The organism is Phenylobacterium sp., assembly GCF_025934275.1.
GTDB lineage: Bacteria > Pseudomonadota > Alphaproteobacteria > Caulobacterales > Caulobacteraceae > Phenylobacterium.
In genome coordinates, this window is sequence record NZ_JAICYI010000067.1 from 1 (window position 1) to 19184 (window position 19184).

Genomic DNA, 19184 nt, shown 5'->3' on the forward strand with positions numbered 1-19184 from the left:
GAACCTGCGCCCCTCCGAGCGGAAGTTGATCACCGGCGGCCGGCCGGGCTGGGCGAAGCCCCAGCGCAGCTGCTTCAGCTCCGCGCCGTCCGCGGTCCCCAGGATCACCGGCGCCGGATCGGTCGGGCGGATGGAATCCCGCGGCTCCAGGTTCGGCGCCCCGCCCAGCCAATGGATCGGCAGCCGGATCTGGCTGAACTCCTCGGCGATCTTATCCAGCGACTGCTTGAAGCGGTATTCGTTGCACATGCGAACGGCAGCTTAGACGCGCGCCCGGCCGCGGCAACCATCTCAGGGGACGGCCGGCGGCGCGACCCAGCCCGCCTGCGCCGCATCGGCGCAATAGGGACCCGTGTAGTAGGGGCCGCGGTAGCCGTCCTCGTAGGGGCCGCCCATCACCCAGCGGCGGCAGACCGGCGCCTGGGCGTGCGGATGCGGCCCGAACGGGTTCGCGTAACGCCCCTGCGGGCCGCCGTAGGGATCGTAGTCGTAGGCGTAATAGGCCTCGCCGCAGGCGGAGAGGCCCAGCGCCGCGACGATGACCAGGAGGCGCGCCTTCATGGCTGCGACGGCTACCACGCCGGCGCCCCCTCGCGCACGGCGTCTCCCCTGAGGCGCGAGCGCGACGGCTCAGGCGCTTCGTGCTAGCCTGCGCCGATCAATGGGAGCGCTCATGCACTGATCCGTCCCGGGCCGCGGCGACCTCGCCGCTGAAACACCTGAGGGCCCGCACAGACCGCGGGCGCGGCGCCTTGCGCCTGGGACATCAGATCGATGCCGACCCGTTCGAACCGGCCCGCGCCTGGGCCAGGCCTCACCCGCGAGCAGCGCGGCCAGTTCCTCGAAGACGGCGTGGTGCGCCTGCCGGGCCTCGTCCCGCCGCGCGCGGTCGACGCCATGGCCGAGCGCCTGTGGGCGGACCTCGCCGCCCGCTGCGGCGCGCTTCGCGGCCGCCCGGACACCTGGCCGAGGGGCGGGGCCTTCCAGTTCCGCGAGCTGCGCCGCGCCGGCGCCTTCGCGCCGCTGCTCAGCGACGGTCTCGCCGGCGTCCTCGACGGCGTCTTCGCCGGCCGCGGCTGGACGCCGCCCGCCCATCCCGGCCTGCCGCTCGTCACCTTCCCGAACGCCGCCGCGTGGATCGTGCCGCACCAGTCCTGGCACCTCGACATCCTGCCCGGCGTCGTGCTCGACCCCTGGCCGGACCACGTGCGCGTCTTCACCTTCCTCGCGCCCGCCGAGCCCGGCGGCGGCGGCACGCTCTATGTGGCGGGCTCGCACCGCGCGACGATGCAGGTGATGGCTGAGGCGTCCAGCCGCGCCTGGATCCGCTCCGCCGCCGTGCTGGGCGAGCTGAGGGCCCGGTCGCCGTGGATGGCCGAGCTCTGCGCGCCCGGCGAGCCGGACGACCGGCTCCGACGCTTCATGGCCGCCTCGGGCGCGTGTCGCGGCGTTCCCCTGCAGGGCGGCGAGATGACCGGCGCGCCCGGCGACGTCATCCTCATGCATCCGGGGATCGTGCATGCCGCCGCGCCGAACGCGCGGGCCACGCCGCGGCTGATGCTGGCCGAGACCATCAACGGCAAGGCTCAGGCCGCCGCCTCGGGACCGGCCGCCGGCGGCCAGCGCCGCTCGTAGAGCCGCAGAAGCACGGTCCCGCCCACGTGGTAGACGATGTCGGCGGTGAAGTGGGCGAGGATCGCGGCCTCGATCCCATAGGTCCAGAACAGCCAGCCGCAGGCCAGGCCCACGACCCCGTTCAGCACCAGGCTGCGCCCCAGGATGAGCGGCGTGATCCGGCCGACCACCGCCTTGGCCGCCGGCAGGTGGCCGAGCCCGAACAGCAGCGCCATGAGCAGGATCGCGGCCCAGGCGTCGGCGGCGGTCGGCGCGCCGGCCGCGTTCGGCCAGACCCGCGCGAGGAGCCAGGCCGCGCCCGAGACGCCGAGCAGCCGCGTCAGGAGCTCTTCGTCGATCCCGCCGTAGAACGAGGCCGCGAAGTTCTCGGTGAGCGAGGTGCGCCGGGCGAGCTCGCGGATCTGCGCCGGCAGCCAGGGCAGCAGCAGGAAGTCCAGTCCGGTCAGCGCTGCGCCCGACACCACGCCCACGCTGATCGCCATCCGCAGCATGGGGCCGACCAGCGGGCAGGCGGCGAACCCGCCGAGCGCCGCCTCGACGTACGGCGCGCCGCGCCCGACCGCATGCGCCGCGACGAGCCCCACGCCCACGACCGGTGCGAACAAGACGGCGGTCTGCAGCCAGCCCACCAGCGCCAGCTGCGGTCCGCTGAACCGCGGCTTGCGCGCGCCGCTCGCCTGCGCGGACAGCCGCAGCAGGTAGGGCGCCAGCCCCAGCGCCCCTGCCAGCGCCGCGCCGTAGAGCACGGCGAACTCGGCCCAGAATCGCGTCATGCGCCGAGCCTGGCCGATCGGCACGAAAGCGCCGTCACGCCGCCTGATCGGGGCTGACCGGCGGCTCGTCGCGGAAGGGCGAGAGCGGGATGTCCGGCGGCTCGGGCGAGTGCGGCAGCTCCGGCGGGATCGGCGGCTCGACCGGTTCGGGCGGCAGGGGCTCGCTCATCGCGCTCGCCTCAGTCGCCGGCGACCTCGTCGTCGGCGTGCCGCAGGTCGGCGTCGGCCTGCCGGTTCGCCTTCCGCTCCTCGCCGCGGGCGTCGGCGCTGGGCAGCAGCGCCTGGATCGCCTGTCCGAGGCTCACCGCGTTGCCGCCGGTCATGCGCGCCTTGAGGGCGTCGAACCCGCCCGGCAGGTTGAGGTTCTGCGCCACGTGCAGGGCCGCCACGCAGCCGCCGAGATTGCGGAAGCCGGCGCAGGCCGACTTCAGGTCGCCGCCGGGCACCGTGACCCCACTCTTGGCGAGCGCGTTAGAGAGCGCGCCGTCGAGATGACTGTTGCGGTCCAGCGTCGAGGTCGAGCTCCGCATGCCGATGCTCGGGGCGTTGTTGATGTGACCGAAGCCGCCGCCGCCGCCGCCGAACACGCCGCCGGCGTGGCCGCCGCCGCCGCCCGGCGGGCCGAAGCCGCCGGCGCCGCCGCCGCCGCCCCCAGGGCCCCCGCCACGGGCGAGCGCGGCGCCCGCCAGGCTCGATGCCGCCACCGCAACCGTCAGCCAGAGCATAGCGCGCGTGGTCATCTGCGCCTCCTTGATCGTCCGGCCGCATGCCACACCCGCCGGGCCGCCTTCGTCAATCGCTTGACGCCCGCCGCGTCATCCGCGCCAAATCCCTGCCGCCCAACACGGGATGCGCCATGACCATCCGACCTGAGATCGCCGAGATCGTGGGCGAGATCGATTTCGATCCCGACGCCCTGCACGAGAAGTATCTGGCCGAGCGCGACAAGCGCCTGCGCCCCGACGGCATCTCGCAATACGTCGAGGTGACGGCCGAGTTCTCGCACTTCGTCGAGGACCCCTACGTCGAGCCGGGGTTCACCCGCGAGCCGGTCACGGACGAGGTGGAGTTCGCGATCATCGGCGGCGGGTTCGGCGGCCTCCTGATGGGCGCACGCCTCCGCGAGGCGGGCTTCCGGAAGATCCGCATGGTCGAGGCCGGCGGCGACTTCGGCGGCACCTGGTACTGGAACCGCTATCCGGGCGCGATGTGCGACGTGGAATCCTACGTCTACCTGCCGCTGCTCGAGGAGCTGAACTACATCCCGAGGCACAAGTATTCCTTCGCGCCGGAGATCCTCGAGCACAGCCGGCGGATCGCGACCCACTACCGGCTCTACGACGACGCGCTCCTGCAGACCAAGATCACCGGCCTCGTCTGGGACGAGGCCGCCGCCCGCTGGATCGTCGAGACCGACCGCGGCGACCGCTTCCGCGCCCAGTACGTGGCCATGGCCAACGGCCCGCTCAGCCGCCCGAAGCTGCCGGGCATCCCGGGCATCAACGACTTCCAGGGTCACACCTTCCACACCAGCCGCTGGGACTACCGCTACACCGGCGGCTCGTCGGAGGGTGGGCTGAGCGGCCTCTCCGACAAGCGGGTGGGCATCATCGGCACCGGCGCGACCGCCATCCAGTGCGTGCCGCACCTCGGCGAGTGGGCGAAACAGCTCTACGTCTTCCAGCGGACGCCCTCGTCCGTCGACGTGCGCAACAACGCGCCCACAGATCCCGAATGGGTCAAGACGCTCACCCCCGGCTGGCAGCGCCGGCGCATGGAGAACTTCAACATCCTGGTCTCCGGCGGGGATCAGGACGAGGACCTGGTCTCCGACGGCTGGACCGACATCTTCCGCAACCTCACCGGCACGGCCGCCAAGGCCGCCGCGCGGAAGCTCGGCCGGCGCCTGACCAGCGAGGAGCGCGGCGAGCTCATGGCGCTGGCCGACTACAGGAAGATGAACCAGGTCCGCGCGCGGGTGGATCAGCTCGTCAAGGACCCGGAGACCGCCGCCAAGCTCAAGCCCTGGTACCGCCAGTTCTGCAAGCGGCCGTGCTTCCACGACGAGTACCTGCAGACGTTCAACCGGGAAAACGTCCACCTGGTGGACACCAACGGCACGGGCGTCGAGCGGCTCACCGCGACCGGCGTGGTCGCCAACGGCGTCGAGTACGAGGTCGATTGCCTGATCTTCGCCACCGGCTTCGAGGTCGGCACCTCCTATACCCGGCGAGCGGGCTACGACATCGTGGGCCGCGGCGGCCAGAGCCTCTCCGAGCACTGGGCCGACGGGCTTCGCACCCTGCACGGCCTGACCAGCCACGGCTTCCCGAACTGCTTCTTCCTGGGCTTCACCCAGACCGCGGTGACGGTCAGCGTGCCGATGGCGCTCTACGAGCAGGCCGAGCACGTCACCCACATCGTCACCGGAGCCAGGGCCCGCGGCGCCCAGGTGGTCGAGCCCACCGCGGAGGCGGAGGCCGACTACGTCGCCGAGGTCCGCAGCCTGGCGCGCATGGGCCAGCGGTTCTACGCCGAATGCACCCCCGGCTACTACAATTCGGAGGGCGCGGCCGGAAACCGCCAGGGCTTCTTCTCCGACATGTACGGCGCCGGCTCGATCGCCTTCTTCGAGAAGCTGCGCGCCTGGCGCGCGGCCGGCGACCTGCCGGGCATCGCGCTCGCCTGACGCAGTTGCAGGCGCGCTTCGCCGCGCTGTGTCGGTAGGGCCGCAGGAGGGGGTGGCGGAACGGCGTTGTCGCTCCTCTGCCCGGCTGCTAGCTCTTGCGGCCCTGGTCAGGTGAGGGTCCGGCGATGTTCAAGGGTGTCGATCACGTGGTGATCGCGGTGAAGGATCTCGACGCCGCGGTCAGCCGCTACGAGACGATCTACGGCGCAGCCGTCAGCGAGCGGCGCGAGGCGCCGGCCGCCGGCATGAAGATGGCCTTCTTCCGCTTTCCGGAGAGCTTCATCGAGCTGGTCTCGAACCTGGGCGACGAGGGCCCGATCGCCAAGCGCCTGGAGGAGCGCGGCGAGGGCGTCCACCTGGTCGCCATGCAGGTCGACGACCTCGACAAGACGCTGGCGACGCTCCGCGACGGGGGCATCCGCCTGGTCGGCGACCCCGGCCCCGGCAATCCCGTCCGCGGCCAGGTCTTCATCCACCCCTCGATGACCGGCGGCGTCCTCACCCAGCTCGTCCAGGGGTGATCCGCCCCCTTCCTCCTCGATCGAGGAAGGGCAGGCATGGTGGTGTGGGCGGCGGGATCGCTCGTGGACGGTTCGTCCATTCAGACGCGACGCGCGCGAACGATCGCTAGCTCTGCACGGTCAACAGGTTCGCGTCGCGCGCCAGCCGCCAGCGGCCGTCCGCTCCCTTGCGATAGAGCGTCAGCGTGTAGCCATGGCGCCGCACCGGCTCGCCGCCGGGCGGCGTGGCGGTCAGCTGCGAGTCCCGTTCTCCAAGAGCCACGCCGTGATCGATCGCGCGCCCGGCCATGGTTCCCCTGCCGTCGAGATCTTCCCAACGATCGCGCCTGTAGCGGACCTCCAGCCCCGCGGGCGCATGGCGGCGCCTGAGGGAGCTGCGCCGTCAATTTGAGGAGCAACTTGGGGCATTGTGATCAAAGCATGAGGATCTCAGGAGAGACCTGAAGGCTTACGCCGTTGGCGACTTCCATACTGCATACGTGGGAGGCTGCCTTGCCTTCCTCGGGACCGCCCTTGCCGGCGCTGCTGATTTTATTGCCTAGTCGTCTTCGCTTGGCTGGGCTGTAGATTGCGCCGCCGCAGCGCATATTTGGATAGCTTGCAACGCCCCAGGGATCCGGCATTGGAGCGCGCGAACTGTGCCCCGATGTGACCTATATGTGACCTGCGGGTCCGAAGAACGAGCGCGCGAACAGGGATATCCTTAATTAACTTACCGAATCACAAAGGATTTGCCCGGCGCGTCCGGTACTGGCCCCAGATCGGCTCCGCCAGGAAGGCCAGGAGAGCAAGGCCGAGGCTGCCGTTGATGACATAGCTCGCGGCCTGCGGCCCAAACGACGTCCAGCCGAGCGCGACAAGGGCGGTTGCTGCGCCTCCCAGGAACAGCACGGGCGTGGCCAGGATGCAGTGCAGCCTGTGGCATCGCCAGGCGTTGCGCGCGCAGCCCACGCCCATCCAGGCCAGCGCGATGGCCCACAGGAGGATCTTGCCCGACGCCGCGAGCGGCAGAAATTCCGCCGTCAAGCCAACGGCCAACGGCAGGCCCCACCAGAAGAGGGCGCTCAGCGGATTTCGGAGGAAGTCGGCTGAGCGTGGGTCCGATCGGTCGCGGGATGGCATGACGGACACCTCCTTCTGGCCCGGCTGACGGTCTGGGTCGGCGGGCAGGGCATATCGCCGTATGAGCAGAAGACGCAGCAGTCGCCGGGCTTCGGCCGAAGGACCGCGCCGCAACCTCTGCAGTCGTAGAAATACTGGCAGGCGTCGCTCGGCATGGTTTCGGTCGCCCGATGCCCGCAGTGCGGACAGGTCAGGGTCGATCGGGTCTGGATGGGTTGTCCTCGCGATCGTTCGGCGGCGCTCACCGGTGGTCTCCTGGTCTCCTGCGGAGCAGAATGCCATCTGTAGCCGCTACAGACTCAAGCCCTCAATTTGGCGAGGCGTCCTCACATGGTTCAGGCGATCCCGATCGGCGAGCTGTCCCGCCGAACCGGCTGCAACATCGAGACGATCCGCTATTACGAGCGAATCGGACTGCTGCCCGCGCCGGCGCGGCGCGGGCGCTATCGCAGCTATGACGGCGAGGATGTCGGCCGGCTGGGGTTCGTGCGGCGGGCGCGTGAGCTGGGCTTCACTCTCGACGAGGTGCGCGCGCTCCTCGGCCTGGCCGCCGGCGGCCAGGCGGCGTGCGCGGAAGTGCGGAACCTCGCAGCGGGGCATCTGAAGGATGTCCGCGCGCGGATCGCCGATCTCAAGCGCATGGAAAAGGCGCTGGTCGCCTCCGTGCGCGCCTGCGACGCGGGGGATGATCCGGGGTGCCCGCTGATCGAGGCGCTCTACGCGAAACGTGCCGCTGAACTGACGGCGGTTAGCTCTTGACGGTCAACAGGTTCGCGTCGCGCGCCAGCCGCCAGCGGCCGTCCGCTCCCTTGCGATAGAGCGTCAGCGTGTAGCCATGGCGCCGCACCGGCTCGCCGCCGGGCGGCGTGGCGGTCAGCTCGATGCGATTGCGGCTGAAGGCCCAGTCTCCGAGCACCTGGATCTCGACGATCTCGTTGGTCCCCTCCATCCGCATGGCGTTCGGCGCAGCGGCCGCCGCCTCGAAGACCTCGCGGCCGAACGGCTCGCGGCCGGGGACCATGAAGATCGCGTCCTCGGTCATCAGCGACAGCACGGTCGCGCCGTCGCCGCTGCGGCTGGCGGCCATCCAGGTCGCGACCACCTGCCGGATCGCCCGTTCGTCGTCGGTCATGATCGCCTCGCTGCAAGCTCCTCGCGCGAGGCCGATAAGACCAGACGCAGGCGTCGCCCGCCACTTCGGGCGTGCTCGCCAGCGCATATCGTATCACGATCGTTTTTTCGGACCCCGGCCGGGCGCTCGCGGGTTGATCGTCTGCTGGAGTGGGCCGGAGACGCCAGTGACCGACACGCCTGCCGCCGCCCAATCGGGCGAGCCGACCAAACGGGACTTCCTCTACATCGTGACCGGCACGGCGGCCGCCGGGGCGGTTGTCGCCATCGGCTGGCCGTTCATCGACCAGATGAACCCCGCCGCCGATTCCCTCGCGCTGGCCCAGATCGAGACCGACTACGACAAGGTCGTCATGGGCCAGCAGATCGTGGTCAAGTGGCGGAGCAAGCCGGTGTTCATCCGCCACCGCACGCCCAAGGAGATCGCGGAGGCCATCGCCGGCGACCACGCCGACCTGCGCGATCCGGCCACCGACGAGAGCCGTCATAAGCCCGGCATGGCCGAGTGGCTCATCGTGATCGGCGTCTGCACCCACCTGGGCTGCGTGCCCACCTTCGGCCAGGGCGAGTACGGCGGCTGGTTCTGTCCCTGCCACGGCTCGGTCTACGACACCTCCGGGCGCATCCGGAAGGGCCCGGCCCCGAAGAACCTGCATCTTCCGGACTATGCCTTCCTGCCCGGCGGCAAGGTCAGGCTCGGCTGAGCGAGCGTCTCACGGCGCAGCGCACGAGGCCCGCCGCTCGTACAGCCGCCACTTGCCGGCCGCGGCGACGAGGGCCGGCGGGCAGGGCGCGCCCGCCAAGGCGCGGGCGGGCGGCGGGCCGTCGCTGCGGACGAATATGTAGCGGTAGCGGTCGCCGCCGTTCGCCCGCCAGTCGAACTGCTGCGGATTCATCGCCAGCCGCTCGCCCGCCGGCGGAATGCGCCCCGGCCGGAAGCGGGCGATCTGCGGATGGAAGGCGGCGAAGTTGAAGTCCACGAAGCCGTGGCGGTCGGCCTGGTACCAGAGCGCATGGTGCAGGTAGGCTTCGTCGTCGTCGTCGACCTCGCTCGCGGCGTCGAAGATCAGCGCCAGCGCCCGCTCGCCCGGCGCCGCAGCCGACAGCACGGTCTCGAAGCTGCGCTGCTCGCGGCCGAACGCCAGCGCCAGGCGAGCATGCTGGGCGAGCACCGCCGCGCAGGCCAGGCCCGCCACGAGCGCCACGTGCGGCTGCAGGCGGACAGCGAGGCTGCCGGCGGCCGGCGGGCGCTCGCGCAGCACCCAGGCGTAGGCCGGCGGCAGGAAGATCGCGAACCGCTCGAACAGCATGGACGTCGACCAGGCGTAATGCGGCGCGAACGCCAGCGCCGCGAGGGTGGCGGCCAGGATCACCACCGCCTCGCGCGCCCGCCAGTCCGGCCGGAATCCGCCCAGCAGCGGCAGGCCGGCGAAGATCGCGAAGAAGGCGATCGGCCAGCGTCGGGCGGGCGCATCGAAGGCGTTGCCGACGATCGAGCGCAGGTGCAGCCCGAACGCCCCGAAGTGGACCTGGCTCGCGAAGGCCGGGGTCAACGCCGTCTCCCGCTCGCGGGTCAGCACCGCGATCGCCGCGCAGGCGGCGAGCAGGAGCCAGAACGGCCACGAGCGAACCACGAGGCCGCGCAGGCTCGTCGCGCGCACCAGCAGGATGAGCCCCCCGAGGCCCCCGGCGAACAGGAAGACCAGGCCGTGCGAGAGCAGCAGCGCCAGGCCCAGCGCCGCCACGCCGAGCCCTTGCCGCAGGCCGCGGCCGCCTCGCGCATAGCGGATGCAGAGCCAGATGAAGGCGAGCCCCACCGGCGCGGCGACCAGGAAGGTGAACATCCCCCAGCCGTAGGCGAAGCCGAAGAAGCTGAAGGCGTAGTAGGCGTCGAGCTTCGGCGAGGCGCCGAGCTCGCGGCGGATGCCGAGGCAGGCGGCGATGAAGCCCGCGTAGGCGGCGGTGAGCACCGTCTTCAGCGCCGCCCCGGCCGGCATCAGGAACGACAGCGGCAGCGCCAGGCCGTAGCCGATCAGGTAGGGCGTGGCGAGGTTGATGCGGATCTCGCCGGCCCAGGGCGAACGGCCGAGGATGAGGTCGTGCAGCAGGGCGATCTGGCCGGCGTGCTGCGGCAGGTCGATCATCCGCGGGCGCGGCGCCGCCCAGATCGCAGCGACCCCTAGGATGAACAGGCCGAGCAGCGCGAGGGTGGCGCGCTTGGCCGCCCGCGCCCGCAGCGACCTCGGTTCGAGCGCGGCCTCGAGCGACGACACCTCAGATCGACTTTTCGATGATGAACCGGGGCCGCCGCTTGGTCTCGGCGTAGATCCGCGAGACGTAGCCGCCGATGATTCCGATCGCGAGCAGCTGCACGCTGCCCAGGAAGTACATGGGGATCACGGTCGAGGCCCAGCCGGGGAGGGCGCGCGCGGTGAACAGCCGGACCCCCAGCGCCCAGAAGCCTGCGCCGACCGAGCCCAGCGCCACGACGAAGCCGAAGATCGTGATCCACTGCAGCGGCACGGTGGAGAACGAGAAGACCCCGTTGGCGGCCAGCGCGATCATCTTCGACAGCGGATACTTGGTCTCGCCCGCGAACCGGGCGTTGCGCTCGTAGGTGACGATCTCGCTGGGGAACCCGAGCAGCGGCACGATCCCGCGCAGGAACAGGTTCACCTCGGTGAAGCCGCTCAGGGCGTCCACGGCCTGGCGGCTCATCAGCCGGAAGTCGGCGTGGTCGGCGACCACGTCGACGCCCAGCCGCCGCAGCAGCCAGTAGTAGGCCCTGGCGGTCTGCCGCTTGAAGACGGTGTCGTGCCGGCGGCGCGAGCGGACGCCATAGACGATGGCCGCGCCGCGCGCGTGCGCCTCCAGCATGCGGGGGATCGCCCCGAGGTCGTCCTGCAGGTCGGCGTCCAGGCTGATCAGCACCTCGCCCGGCGCGTTGAGCAGGCCCGCCAGCAGCGCGTGCTGGTGGCCGCGGTTGCCGGAAAGCCGGATGCCGCCGATGCGCGGCTCGTCAGCCTGCGCGGTCTCGATGATGTCCCAGGTCGCATCGCGCGAGCCGTCGTCGACGAAGGTCACGCCGCTGTCGGCGCTGACCAGCCGCCGGGCGGTCAGCTCGTCGAGCAGCGCGATCAGCCGCGCGATCGTCTCCGGCAGCACCGCCTCCTCGTTGAAGCAGGGCACGACCAGGGTGAGGCGCTTGGGCTTCGCGCGGCGCAACGGCGGCGCGCTGGGGCGGGGTTCGACGAGGTTGAGGCGGGCGGGAGCCATGGATCAGCGCAGGTTGATGAGCAGCAGGCCGCCCAGCACCAGGCCGACGCCGGCCACGGCGCGCACCGGCACCGCCTCGCCGAACAGCGCCGCGCCGCTCACATAGACGATGGCGAAGGTGAGCGCGGTGTAGGGATAGACCAGCGTCAGCGGCGCCTTCGAGAGCGCCAGGATCCATAGGAGCGCGCCGGCGATGTAGAAGGTGAGGCCGCCGGCCAGCCACGGATTGACGAACTCCATCGCCGAGATCCGGCCGGCGGCGCCCTGCTTCAGCATCAGCTGGCCGCCCGCCGCCGACAGGCTGCTCAGCAGCAGGAGGCCATGCACCCAGAGCGGCATCGTCAGCTCCGCGCCAGCGCCCGGACGAACTGCCGGTGCTTGATGGCCGCCAGCTGCGAGACGGCCGCCCGCGGCAGGGCGCGCAGCATCATCTTGCGGGCGCGCATGGGGATCGGCGAGACATCCGCAATCGCCGCGCCGACGGCGATCTCCGTCCGGCGGAGCGGCTCCGCCAGCGCGCCCGCCGCCCGCTCGTGGACATAGAGCAGGGTGTTGTAGCGGTACCACCACTCCACTTCCGGCCGGTCGGCCAGGCGCGGCCGCAGGTAGTCGACGGTGCGGAATCCGCGCGCCGCGAACAGGTCGCGCCAGTAGCCCAGCGGCCGCTCGTTGATGTGGCCCTTGCCGCCCTGGCCGGGCACCGCGGCGGAGAACAGGATGTGGTCGCCGTGCCGGGCGAGATTGTCGATCAGCGCCGGGCCGGCGGCGGCCGGCACGTGCTCGGCGACCTCCAGGCACTGCACCAGGTCGAAGCGCCGCCCGAGCTCGAGGGGCCGGGTGATGTCGCGCGCCTGGAACGCGGCCGGATCGACCAGCAGGCAGGCAGGGTCCAGATAGTCGCCGTCGATCCCCAGCACCTCGGCGGCGCCCGCCTCCTGGTGGGCCTTGAGCCAGGCCGCGGCGCCGCAGCCGACGTCGAGGACGCTGTCGATCCTCAGGACCTCGTGCAGCAGCGGCAGCACCGCGCGCGCCGAGCGCAGCGCCCCTTCGCGCTGGTAGGCGTAGAAGATCGCATCGTACGGGGACTGGTCGGCGGCCACGGCGGATCCAGGCGCGGGAATCGCGTCAGGCCGGTTGTGAGCCGCAACCGTGGAGGATCGGTTAAGCCCCCGCGCGCGGGGGCGCGGGCGCGCGGGATTTCCGCAACGCCTCGCGCCGCTCTATAGGCTTCCGCAGGCTCCGAGGAGGGTGCGGCATGGCCGATATCGACAGCTGGGCGCCGGCGACGCTGGCCGCGCAGGGGCTGGGGCGCATCGACGAGACGACGCAGGCGCTGATCCCGCCGATCCACGTCTCGACGACCTATCTGCGCGACGCGGCCTACGAGCTCACCGGCGGCTTCAACTACACCCGCATCGACAATCCGACCTACGGCCAGCCGGAGGCGCTGCTCGCCCGGCTGGAAGGCGGGGAGGCCGCGCTGCTGTTCGCCTCGGGTCTCGCGGCGGCCAGCACGGTGTTCCTGGCGCTGAAGCCTGGCGACCACGTGGTCGCGCCGAAGGTCATGTACTACGGCCTGCAGCAGTGGCTCCGGGTCCATGCGCTGGAGTGGGGCCTGCAGGTCGAGTTCGTCGACGCCAGCGCGACCGAAGCGGTGGCCGCTGCGCTAAAGCCCGGCAAGACCAGGCTCGTGTGGCTGGAGACGCCCTCCAACCCGATGTGGGATGTCTCCGACATCGCCGCCTGCGCCGAGCTCGCCCATCGCGCCGGCGCGAAGCTCGCGGTGGATTCCACCGTCGGCGCGGCGACCATCACCCATCCGATCGCGCTCGGGGCCGACCTCGTCATGCACTCGGCCACCAAGTACCTGAACGGCCACTCCGACGTGCTGGCGGGCGCGCTGGTGACCTCGGTCGAGGACGAGCTCTGGGAGCGAATCGGCTTCCTGCGCATCCATCAGGGGGCGGTGCTCGGCCCGATCGAGGCCTGGCTGCTGATGCGCGGCATGCGCACGCTTCCGTTGCGCGTCGAGCGGGCCTGCCGCTCGGCGCAGCAGGTGGCCGAGCGCTTCGCCGCCGATCCGCGGATCGCGGCCGTGCTCTATCCGGGGCTGCCCAGCCACCCGCAGCACGCGGTCGCCGCGCGCCAGATGCGGGGCGGCTTCGGCGGCATGCTGAGCCTGCGGGTCAGGGGCGGGGAGGCCGCGGCGCTGGCCGTCGCCGCTCGCGTCAAGCTCTGGAAGCGGGCCACCTCGCTGGGCGGGGTCGAGAGCCTGATCGAGCACCGCGCCTCGGTCGAGGTCGGCACCACCACGCCGGGCGACCTGCTGCGCCTCTCCACCGGCCTCGAGGACCCGGCCGACCTGATCGCCGACCTCGACCAGGCGCTCGGGAACTGAGCGGCGGCTACTGCGACGCGCCGCGGGCCTCGATCGGCACGACGTCCTCCAGCACGTCGCCGCGGACCAGCCACAGCACGTCGTAGCGGTCCATCGTGGGGTCGATGTGGCCGGGGACGAGCTCGACGCGCTCGCCGCGGCCGACCGTCCCGCCGTCGGGCCGCATCAAGAGGCCGTGCTCGTCGCCGAAGAACCGATAGCCGCAGCCCGCGAACTTCGCGGTCGCCGGAACCGGCGGCGGCCCGTCGGTGGAGAACGCCTTCAGCCCCGCGTCCAGCGTCACCCAGCGCGGATGGTTCACGCTGATCACTGTCGCGGCGATGGTGAGGCTCTGCTCGAACTCACCGTCCGGATCGCTCTTCAGCGCCTCGCGGTACTCGCGGTCCATGAACGCGTAGGAGCCGGGCTGCACCTCGTTCAGCACGCCTTGCGCGGCGTCGGCCTCGAAGGTGCCGGTGCCGCCGCCGGTCACCACCCGGATCTCGGCGCCGGCGTTCCGGAGCGCCGAGATCACCGCCGAGAGCCGGGCCATGCCGCCGGCTGTCGCCGAGGCCCGGGCGTTGGCGCCCTCCATATGCTGCCAGTGGCCGCCGTAGCCCTGCACCCCGATCAGCCTCAGGTTCGGCTGGGCGGCGATCGTGCGGGCGACCTCCAGCGCCGGCTCGATCCCGGAGACGCCGGTCCGGCCGGTCCCCACGTCGACGTCGATCAGCACCTGGATCGGCGAGAGCGCCGCCGCGCCCAGCTCCGCCGCCCCGTCCGGATGGTCGATCACGATCCGGAAGTCGGCGAGCGACCGGGCCAGCGCGGCCGCGCGCTGGGCCGGCGCCTCGCCCGCGATCGGTGAGGTGACGTGGATCGCGCCGATCCCGGCCGCCGCCAGCGCCTCGGCCTCGGCCAGCTTGGCGCAGCAGACGCCGACCGCGCCCGCCGCGATCTGCCGCTTGGCGATCCAGCTGCACTTGTGGGACTTCGCGTGCGGCCGCAGCGCCAGCCCCGCCGCCTTGGCCCGCAGGGCCATCCGCGCCAGGTTCTTGTCGAACGCGTCCAGGTCGAGCACCGCCGCGGGCGTCGGGATGTTCCGCCGCGAGCCCGGCGCGCCGATCAGCGCCCGGGCGGCTTCGAGGTGGGGGCGGGTCGACATCATCCCTCCCCCATATCCGCCATGGCCGGACTTGTCCCGGCCACCCGTGGACTCCGGGTTCGGCGAGAACCCGCGGCGGTGGCCCATCGACAATCGGCTCGAGCAATGTTCATGCGTGCCCGGGACAAGCCCGGCCATCACGGCTTAGAAAGCGATGTGCAGACGGAGGGTGCGAGATGAGCAGGCTGGTCGAGGTCACCGACGAGGGCCATGTGCGGACGATCCGGCTGAACCGGCCGGAGAAGAAGAACGCGCTGTCCAACGCGCTCGCCTGGAGTGTCGTCGAGGCGGTCGACACGGCGGCCGGCGAGGACAACGTCTGGGTGGTGGCGATCACCGGCTCGGGTGACGCCTTCTGCGCCGGGCTCGACCTGTCGCCCGGCTCCGAGCCCTACCATCCGAAGAGCCCGATGGCCGCCCAGCTCGACGACATCAGCTGGGTGGGCGAGTTCCTGCTGGCCATCCGCAAGCGCTGCGACAAGCCGGTGGTGGGCGGCATCAACGGCGTGGCGGTGGGCGCGGGCCTCGGCCTCGCCATGGCTGCCGACGTGCGGCTGATCGCCCGCTCCGCGCGGCTGATGGCCGGCTACACCCGGATCGGCGGCTCGCCCGACGCGGGCCTCACCATCACCCTGCCGCAAGCCATGGGCTACGAGCAGGCCATGCGCTTCATGATGGAGAACCGCACGGTGCTGGGCGACGAGGCGGTCGCGCTCGGCATGGCGGGCGAGGTCGTGGACGACGCGGCCTTTGCGGCCCGCCTGGCGGCCTACTGCCAGGAGCTCTGCGCCTGGTCGCCGATCACGCTCAGGCTCCTGAAGCGCGGCATGGTGCGCTCGACCGAGACCGTCGAGATGGAGAGCCAGCTCCGCTACGAGGTCGCCAACATCGGCCGCGCGTTCCGCAGCGAGGACGGCCAGGAGGCCCGCCGCGCGTTCCTGGAGAAGCGCAAGCCCGCGTTCCAGGGGCGATAGCTTGGGGCAGATCGGCGCCTCGGCCGACCTCGACGGGTGCCGCCCGAGGACAGCGAAGTGGAGGCCGCGATTGGCGAGATCGAACAGGCGCTGGCGTTAGGCGAAGGGTGACCTCGGCTCAGTCCTTGTGGGACTTCTCCGCCAGCTCGGCGGCCTTCTTCGCGTCCGCCTCGCTCTTGCCGGCGATCAGGGCGCGCGCCCGGACGCCCAGCGAGCCGCCATGCGGGTCTTTGGCGACAACGGCGAGCACCGCGTTGGCCTCCGGCCGCCGTCCTTTCCGGATCAGCACCTCACCGATGCTGACCGAGATGTCCGCAACGGCGGGCGCCAGGCTGTTGGCTGCGAGCAGTGCGTTCAGATCGTTGTCATCAGGATAGTCCGGCTCGACGGAGCGGCTCTCCACGTAATCGTAGAGGATGCGGAAGTCGTCCTTCTCGAGCCCGTATGCTTTGATCAAGGGCGCCCGAGCGGCGCGGAACTTTTCGAGGCGGTGCGCCTCGTCCCGATTCCCCGCGAGGAGCAGGCTTTCCCCCTTGACCCGAAGAAAGTCGGCATCGTTCGGGTCGCTCGCGAGCCGGCGATCCACGATCGCCTGACCGGCGGCCGCATCGCCGTACGCGAACTCGACTCTCGCCAGGACGAGATCGGCAAGTCGGTCGCCCGGATACTTCGCCGCCAGCCGCCGGACCTCAGCCAGGAATCGGTCGTCACGTTTGACGGGTAGAGGCATCTCGAGGCGGACCTTGTCGAGCAGGAGGTCGTCCGCCGACGGGGGTAAGGTCGAGACTTCGACCTTCGGCGCCATATCGACAGCCGACGTCTTGACCCGAAGCTCCATCATCGTGCCGTAGGTCTGCAGGCGATGCGTCAGATCGGCCATCGAGAGGCCCGTCGCCGACTCCACCGCTTTAACGGGGTCCGCGCCACTTGCGATCGCCTGGAGCGCCATATGGAGCTGGGCTCTACGCTCGGGCGTGTCCTCCATGTAGTGAACGAGCGCCCAGGATTCGGGATAAAAGTGCGCCTGCTCTTCCCACTGGCCCTGCAGGGGCCGGTCGGTCAGCAATTGGCGCAAGGGTGTCCAGTCGCCGTAGTTGAGCCAGGCCACGCGGCCCTCCTCGCCGGCGCCGACGATGATGCCGCTGGGCTTGATGTCGATCGTGCTGACGTACTCCGCCCAGCCCTCCACGAACCATGCGGGATACGCGGCGGGGAAGTTCTCCTTCATGAAGTGGTGCGCGTACTCATGGAAGAGGACGGTATTTGGCTTCAATCCCACCGCGCCGGTTTCGGCCACGGCGAATATGCCGCTCGGCAGGGCTTCGTAGAATCCGCCGACCGCTTGGGGGACGCTCGGCCAAACGCGGCTCAGACCCTCATGCCCGCGCACCAGATAGACGTCCACCTTCTGCGGCGCGGGCACGCCTTTCGGCGGCGGGAACAGCAGGCGCAGCACCTCGTCGTAGATCGTGAGCTTGACCGCATAGTCGCGGATGGCCCGGGGGTCGCCCTCGCCATGGACGACGAAGCGATCGCTCTCGGCCCGGGTCCAGGCCGCCGACGCGACGCTCGGGATCAGGATGACCACGGTGGTGGCGATCAGGGCGGCGCCGAGACGCGCGCCGCCGCCCAGCGACTTGAAAGTGCTCTTCACCGATGCCCCGACCCCAACCCGCACTTTGGAACCGCTCAGGGCCCAGCCCTAGAAGACGGTCGTCCCCCCGCTATCAGCCATCGTTCCGGCCGGCCTGTAAAGTCGCGGCAGCGACGCACGCGATTCTACCGCAGGTTGCGAGGGCGCGCCGGCTACTGACTGGCCGCGACCGCAGCCTAGCGGGCGACGCAGGTTTCACACCCGCGCCGTCGAGTGACGGTCGCGACATCGTCGCCGGCGCGAATCGCCGCAATGCTCCAGCCTTGCTCGCCGCCCCGGTCATCAGCGTTGCTCCCGCCGGTTCGCCGCCCGCCCGGACCTTGGGCCTCGCCGCGCTCGCCCGCCTGACGCTCGACGCCGAGGCCCTGATGCGGGTTTGGGGCGAGCTGGTCGCCCGCTTCGAGGCGAGCGGCTTCGACGCCGGCGCCCTGTTCGACATCGCCACCCTGCTGCTGGCGACCGGCCAGCGCGAGAAGGGGCTCGAACTGCAGGCGGCCGCGCTCGAGGTCTGCCGCCAGTACCGCCGTCCGGCGCCCGGCGGCGCGCCCGAGCTTCGGCTGCTGGTGATCTGCGCGGCCGGCGACCTCATGGCCAACACGCCGGTCGACTTCCTGCTGGAGGGCTCCCGGGTCGAGCCGGTCTGGTGGTTCGTCGACGGCCCGCCGGATCCGGCGCTCGCGCCGCCGCACGACGTGGCCCTGATCGGGATCAGCGAGAGCCCGCAGGCCGATGGGCTGCTGCACCGCCTGCAGGGCGCGTTCGAGGCCTGGCCCGCGCCGGTGCTCAACAACCGCCCGGCGCTGATCGCCGGCCTCACCCGCGATGGCGTGGCGGCGCGGTTTGCGGGCCACGCGCACATCCTGGCCCCGACCACGGTCCGCGCGAGCCGCGAGGCGATGGCCGCTGCGGCCGCCGGCGGATCGCTGTCCGGCCTCGCCGCGGGGCTCGAGTTCCCCGTCATCGTGCGGCCGATCGGCAGCCAGGCGGGCGTCGGCCTGGAGCGCCTGGCAAATCCTGCGGACCTCGCCGCCTACCTCGCGGGACGCAGCGAGACGGCCTTCTTCGTCGCCCGGTTCATCGACTACGCCGGGCCCGACGGCCTCTACCGCAAATACCGCGTCGCCTTCATCGGCGGCCGGCCGTTCATCAGCCACATGGCGGTCTCGCCGCGCTGGATGATCCACTACCTGAACGCCGACATGGCCGAAAACCCCGCCAACCGCGCCGAGGAGGCCGCGGTCATGGCGGGCTTCGAGGCCGGCTTCGCCCACCGCCACGCCGCCGCCTTCGCCGCGCTCAACGCCGCCTATCCGCTGGACTACTGGGCCATCGACTGCGCCGAAGCCCCGGACGGGCGGCTGCTGCTGTTCGAAGCCGACACCGCCATGATCGTCCACGCGATGGATCCGGCCGACGTCTATCCCTACAAGCAGCCCGCCATGGCCAGGCTGTTCGCCGCCTTCGTGGCCGAGCTCGCCAAGGCGGCGGCCTAGCCGATCCGGCGCGGCGTCCTCGACAAGGCGCAAGCTGGCGGCGCCCGCGCGGCCTGGGCCTGTCAGCAGCGCCGGCGTGGCCGCGGGAACGGCGATCTTTTCACCCTGGACCTCCTCGCCTCAGCGCGCCGGCTGGAAGTCGGCGATCGGCGCCGGCTGGAACACCTCGACCACGTTGCCCGAGGGGTCCTCGGCCAGGATCTGCGAGCCGCCCGGCCCGGTGACGATCTCGTTGCGGAACTTGACCCCCCGCGTGCGCAGCCGCTCCACTTCCGGCCCGATCTCCTCGACGATGAACTGGAAGCGGTTCCAGCCGCCGGGCTCAGGCTCGCGCCCGTCCGGCATGGGCCGGCCGGCCGAGCTCATCCTGCCGC

General features: G+C 71.4%; 23 protein-coding genes and 1 pseudogene. 8 read left to right on the forward strand and 16 right to left on the reverse strand.

Annotated features, from left to right (window positions below; all coding sequences use genetic code 11):
- Positions 1 to 249: pseudogene (locus Q0W60_RS14975) on the reverse strand (SOS response-associated peptidase); the annotation flags it as partial.
- Positions 250 to 291: 42 nt separating this feature from the next.
- Positions 292 to 579, reverse strand: a complete 288-nt coding sequence (locus Q0W60_RS14980) for a hypothetical protein (RefSeq protein WP_297696883.1) — start codon at positions 577 to 579, stop codon at positions 292 to 294.
- A gap of 195 nt (positions 580 to 774) precedes the next feature.
- On the opposite strand from Q0W60_RS14980, the gene Q0W60_RS14985 reads away from it, so the two are divergent.
- Complete coding sequence (locus Q0W60_RS14985) at positions 775 to 1635, forward strand: hypothetical protein (protein ID WP_297696884.1); 861 nt, start codon at positions 775 to 777, stop codon at positions 1633 to 1635.
- On the opposite strand, the gene Q0W60_RS14990 is transcribed toward Q0W60_RS14985, so the two are convergent.
- Genes Q0W60_RS14990 through Q0W60_RS15000 form a run of 3 tightly spaced genes read right to left on the reverse strand, consistent with a single transcriptional unit; the run spans position 1587 to position 3148 of the window.
- Positions 1587 to 2408: a CPBP family glutamic-type intramembrane protease gene (locus Q0W60_RS14990; RefSeq protein ID WP_297696885.1), complete on the reverse strand. Its 822-nt coding sequence runs from the start codon at positions 2406 to 2408 to the stop codon at positions 1587 to 1589. The two genes, Q0W60_RS14985 and Q0W60_RS14990, sit on opposite strands and share 49 nt — an antisense overlap.
- Positions 2409 to 2442: 34 nt before the next feature.
- Complete coding sequence (locus Q0W60_RS14995; protein ID WP_297696886.1) at positions 2443 to 2577, reverse strand: hypothetical protein; 135 nt, start codon at positions 2575 to 2577, stop codon at positions 2443 to 2445.
- Positions 2578 to 2587: 10 nt separating this feature from the next.
- Positions 2588 to 3148, reverse strand: coding sequence for a hypothetical protein (locus tag Q0W60_RS15000; RefSeq protein ID WP_297696887.1), 561 nt, complete (start codon positions 3146 to 3148; stop codon positions 2588 to 2590).
- A 116-nt stretch (positions 3149 to 3264) separates the two neighbouring features.
- On the opposite strand from Q0W60_RS15000, the gene Q0W60_RS15005 reads away from it, so the two are divergent.
- Together Q0W60_RS15005 and Q0W60_RS15010 are read left to right on the forward strand one after the other, a co-directional pair.
- A complete protein-coding gene (locus Q0W60_RS15005; protein ID WP_297696888.1) occupies positions 3265 to 5097 on the forward strand; it encodes an NAD(P)/FAD-dependent oxidoreductase in 1833 nt (610 codons plus the stop codon).
- A gap of 125 nt (positions 5098 to 5222) precedes the next feature.
- Positions 5223 to 5618 carry a VOC family protein gene (locus tag Q0W60_RS15010; RefSeq protein WP_297696889.1) on the forward strand — a complete coding sequence of 132 codons (396 nt, stop codon included), beginning with the start codon at positions 5223 to 5225 and terminating at the stop codon, positions 5616 to 5618.
- Positions 5619 to 5724: 106 nt separating this feature from the next.
- Here Q0W60_RS15010 and Q0W60_RS15015 read toward each other — a convergent pair whose 3' ends face one another.
- The 3 genes from Q0W60_RS15015 to Q0W60_RS17420 form a co-directional block, all read right to left on the reverse strand.
- Complete coding sequence (locus Q0W60_RS15015) at positions 5725 to 5907, reverse strand: hypothetical protein (RefSeq protein WP_297696890.1); 183 nt, start codon at positions 5905 to 5907, stop codon at positions 5725 to 5727.
- 431 nt (positions 5908 to 6338) lie between these two features.
- Entirely contained in the window at positions 6339 to 6644 is a 306-nt protein-coding gene (locus Q0W60_RS15020; protein WP_297696891.1) for a hypothetical protein, read from the reverse strand.
- A gap of 38 nt (positions 6645 to 6682) precedes the next feature.
- A complete protein-coding gene (locus Q0W60_RS17420; RefSeq protein ID WP_366075807.1) occupies positions 6683 to 6952 on the reverse strand; it encodes a GDCCVxC domain-containing (seleno)protein in 270 nt (89 codons plus the stop codon).
- A 118-nt stretch (positions 6953 to 7070) separates the two neighbouring features.
- Between Q0W60_RS17420 and Q0W60_RS15030 the strand changes: the two genes are divergently transcribed.
- The gene (locus tag Q0W60_RS15030) at positions 7071 to 7499 is read left to right on the forward strand and encodes a helix-turn-helix domain-containing protein (RefSeq protein ID WP_297696892.1); all 429 of its coding nucleotides are present in this window, start codon (positions 7071 to 7073) and stop codon (positions 7497 to 7499) included.
- Here Q0W60_RS15030 and Q0W60_RS15035 read toward each other — a convergent pair.
- Positions 7489 to 7872, reverse strand: coding sequence for an SgcJ/EcaC family oxidoreductase (locus tag Q0W60_RS15035; RefSeq protein WP_297696893.1), 384 nt, complete (start codon positions 7870 to 7872; stop codon positions 7489 to 7491). The two genes, Q0W60_RS15030 and Q0W60_RS15035, sit on opposite strands and share 11 nt — an antisense overlap.
- 166 nt (positions 7873 to 8038) lie before the next feature.
- Between Q0W60_RS15035 and petA the strand changes: the two genes are divergently transcribed.
- A complete protein-coding gene (petA, locus tag Q0W60_RS15040; protein ID WP_297696894.1) occupies positions 8039 to 8575 on the forward strand; it encodes a ubiquinol-cytochrome c reductase iron-sulfur subunit in 537 nt (178 codons plus the stop codon).
- 9 nt (positions 8576 to 8584) lie between these two features.
- On the opposite strand, the gene Q0W60_RS15045 is transcribed toward petA, so the two are convergent.
- From Q0W60_RS15045 to Q0W60_RS15060, 4 genes are read right to left on the reverse strand one after another with little or no spacing between them, the layout of a single operon-like run.
- Positions 8585 to 10144, reverse strand: coding sequence for a hypothetical protein (locus tag Q0W60_RS15045; RefSeq protein WP_297696895.1), 1560 nt, complete (start codon positions 10142 to 10144; stop codon positions 8585 to 8587).
- A 1-nt stretch (position 10145) separates the two neighbouring features.
- Entirely contained in the window at positions 10146 to 11147 is a 1002-nt protein-coding gene (locus tag Q0W60_RS15050) for a glycosyltransferase family 2 protein (protein WP_297696896.1), read from the reverse strand.
- 3 nt (positions 11148 to 11150) lie between these two features.
- Positions 11151 to 11486: a hypothetical protein gene (locus Q0W60_RS15055; RefSeq protein ID WP_297696897.1), complete on the reverse strand. Its 336-nt coding sequence runs from the start codon at positions 11484 to 11486 to the stop codon at positions 11151 to 11153.
- A 2-nt stretch (positions 11487 to 11488) separates the two neighbouring features.
- Complete coding sequence (locus Q0W60_RS15060) at positions 11489 to 12247, reverse strand: methyltransferase domain-containing protein (protein WP_297696898.1); 759 nt, start codon at positions 12245 to 12247, stop codon at positions 11489 to 11491.
- Between the two features lie 155 nt (positions 12248 to 12402).
- Here Q0W60_RS15060 and Q0W60_RS15065 point away from each other — a divergent pair, with 155 nt between their 5' ends.
- A complete protein-coding gene (locus Q0W60_RS15065; protein WP_297696899.1) occupies positions 12403 to 13545 on the forward strand; it encodes a PLP-dependent aspartate aminotransferase family protein in 1143 nt (380 codons plus the stop codon).
- 7 nt (positions 13546 to 13552) lie between these two features.
- Here Q0W60_RS15065 and Q0W60_RS15070 read toward each other — a convergent pair whose 3' ends face one another.
- A complete protein-coding gene (locus Q0W60_RS15070; RefSeq protein ID WP_297696900.1) occupies positions 13553 to 14689 on the reverse strand; it encodes a DSD1 family PLP-dependent enzyme in 1137 nt (378 codons plus the stop codon).
- 176 nt (positions 14690 to 14865) lie between these two features.
- Between Q0W60_RS15070 and Q0W60_RS15075 the strand changes: the two genes are divergently transcribed.
- Positions 14866 to 15663, forward strand: coding sequence for an enoyl-CoA hydratase/isomerase family protein (locus tag Q0W60_RS15075; protein ID WP_297696901.1), 798 nt, complete (start codon positions 14866 to 14868; stop codon positions 15661 to 15663).
- A 118-nt stretch (positions 15664 to 15781) separates the two neighbouring features.
- On the opposite strand, the gene Q0W60_RS15080 is transcribed toward Q0W60_RS15075, so the two are convergent.
- Entirely contained in the window at positions 15782 to 17317 is a 1536-nt protein-coding gene (locus tag Q0W60_RS15080; RefSeq protein WP_297696902.1) for a hypothetical protein, read from the reverse strand.
- 263 nt (positions 17318 to 17580) lie between these two features.
- Here Q0W60_RS15080 and Q0W60_RS15085 point away from each other — a divergent pair, with 263 nt between their 5' ends.
- The gene (locus tag Q0W60_RS15085) at positions 17581 to 18810 is read left to right on the forward strand and encodes a hypothetical protein (RefSeq protein ID WP_297696903.1); all 1230 of its coding nucleotides are present in this window, start codon (positions 17581 to 17583) and stop codon (positions 18808 to 18810) included.
- A 120-nt stretch (positions 18811 to 18930) separates the two neighbouring features.
- Here the strand turns inward: Q0W60_RS15085 and Q0W60_RS15090 are convergent.
- Positions 18931 to 19184, reverse strand: a 254-nt coding sequence (locus Q0W60_RS15090) for a VOC family protein (protein WP_297696904.1), incomplete at its 5' end; no start/stop codon positions are given.

What these genes read in the sequence shown, in the direction of transcription:
- Q0W60_RS14985 (WP_297696884.1), top strand. Translation starts at nt 775, where the DNA reads ATGCCGACCCGTTCGAACCGGCCCGCGCCTGGGCCAGGCCTCACCCGC.
- Q0W60_RS14990 (WP_297696885.1), bottom strand. Translation starts at nt 2,408, where the DNA reads ATGACGCGATTCTGGGCCGAGTTCGCCGTGCTCTACGGCGCGGCGCTG.
- Q0W60_RS14995 (WP_297696886.1), bottom strand. Translation starts at nt 2,577, where the DNA reads ATGAGCGAGCCCCTGCCGCCCGAACCGGTCGAGCCGCCGATCCCGCCG.
- Q0W60_RS15000 (WP_297696887.1), bottom strand. Translation starts at nt 3,148, where the DNA reads ATGACCACGCGCGCTATGCTCTGGCTGACGGTTGCGGTGGCGGCATCG.
- Q0W60_RS15005 (WP_297696888.1), top strand. Translation starts at nt 3,265, where the DNA reads ATGACCATCCGACCTGAGATCGCCGAGATCGTGGGCGAGATCGATTTC.
- Q0W60_RS15010 (WP_297696889.1), top strand. Translation starts at nt 5,223, where the DNA reads ATGTTCAAGGGTGTCGATCACGTGGTGATCGCGGTGAAGGATCTCGAC.
- Q0W60_RS15015 (WP_297696890.1), bottom strand. Translation starts at nt 5,907, where the DNA reads ATGGCCGGGCGCGCGATCGATCACGGCGTGGCTCTTGGAGAACGGGAC.
- Q0W60_RS15030 (WP_297696892.1), top strand. Translation starts at nt 7,071, where the DNA reads ATGGTTCAGGCGATCCCGATCGGCGAGCTGTCCCGCCGAACCGGCTGC.
- Q0W60_RS15035 (WP_297696893.1), bottom strand. Translation starts at nt 7,872, where the DNA reads ATGACCGACGACGAACGGGCGATCCGGCAGGTGGTCGCGACCTGGATG.
- Q0W60_RS15050 (WP_297696896.1), bottom strand. Translation starts at nt 11,147, where the DNA reads ATGGCTCCCGCCCGCCTCAACCTCGTCGAACCCCGCCCCAGCGCGCCG.
- Q0W60_RS15055 (WP_297696897.1), bottom strand. Translation starts at nt 11,486, where the DNA reads ATGCCGCTCTGGGTGCATGGCCTCCTGCTGCTGAGCAGCCTGTCGGCG.
- Q0W60_RS15065 (WP_297696899.1), top strand. Translation starts at nt 12,403, where the DNA reads ATGGCCGATATCGACAGCTGGGCGCCGGCGACGCTGGCCGCGCAGGGG.
- Q0W60_RS15070 (WP_297696900.1), bottom strand. Translation starts at nt 14,689, where the DNA reads ATGTCGACCCGCCCCCACCTCGAAGCCGCCCGGGCGCTGATCGGCGCG.
- Q0W60_RS15075 (WP_297696901.1), top strand. Translation starts at nt 14,866, where the DNA reads ATGAGCAGGCTGGTCGAGGTCACCGACGAGGGCCATGTGCGGACGATC.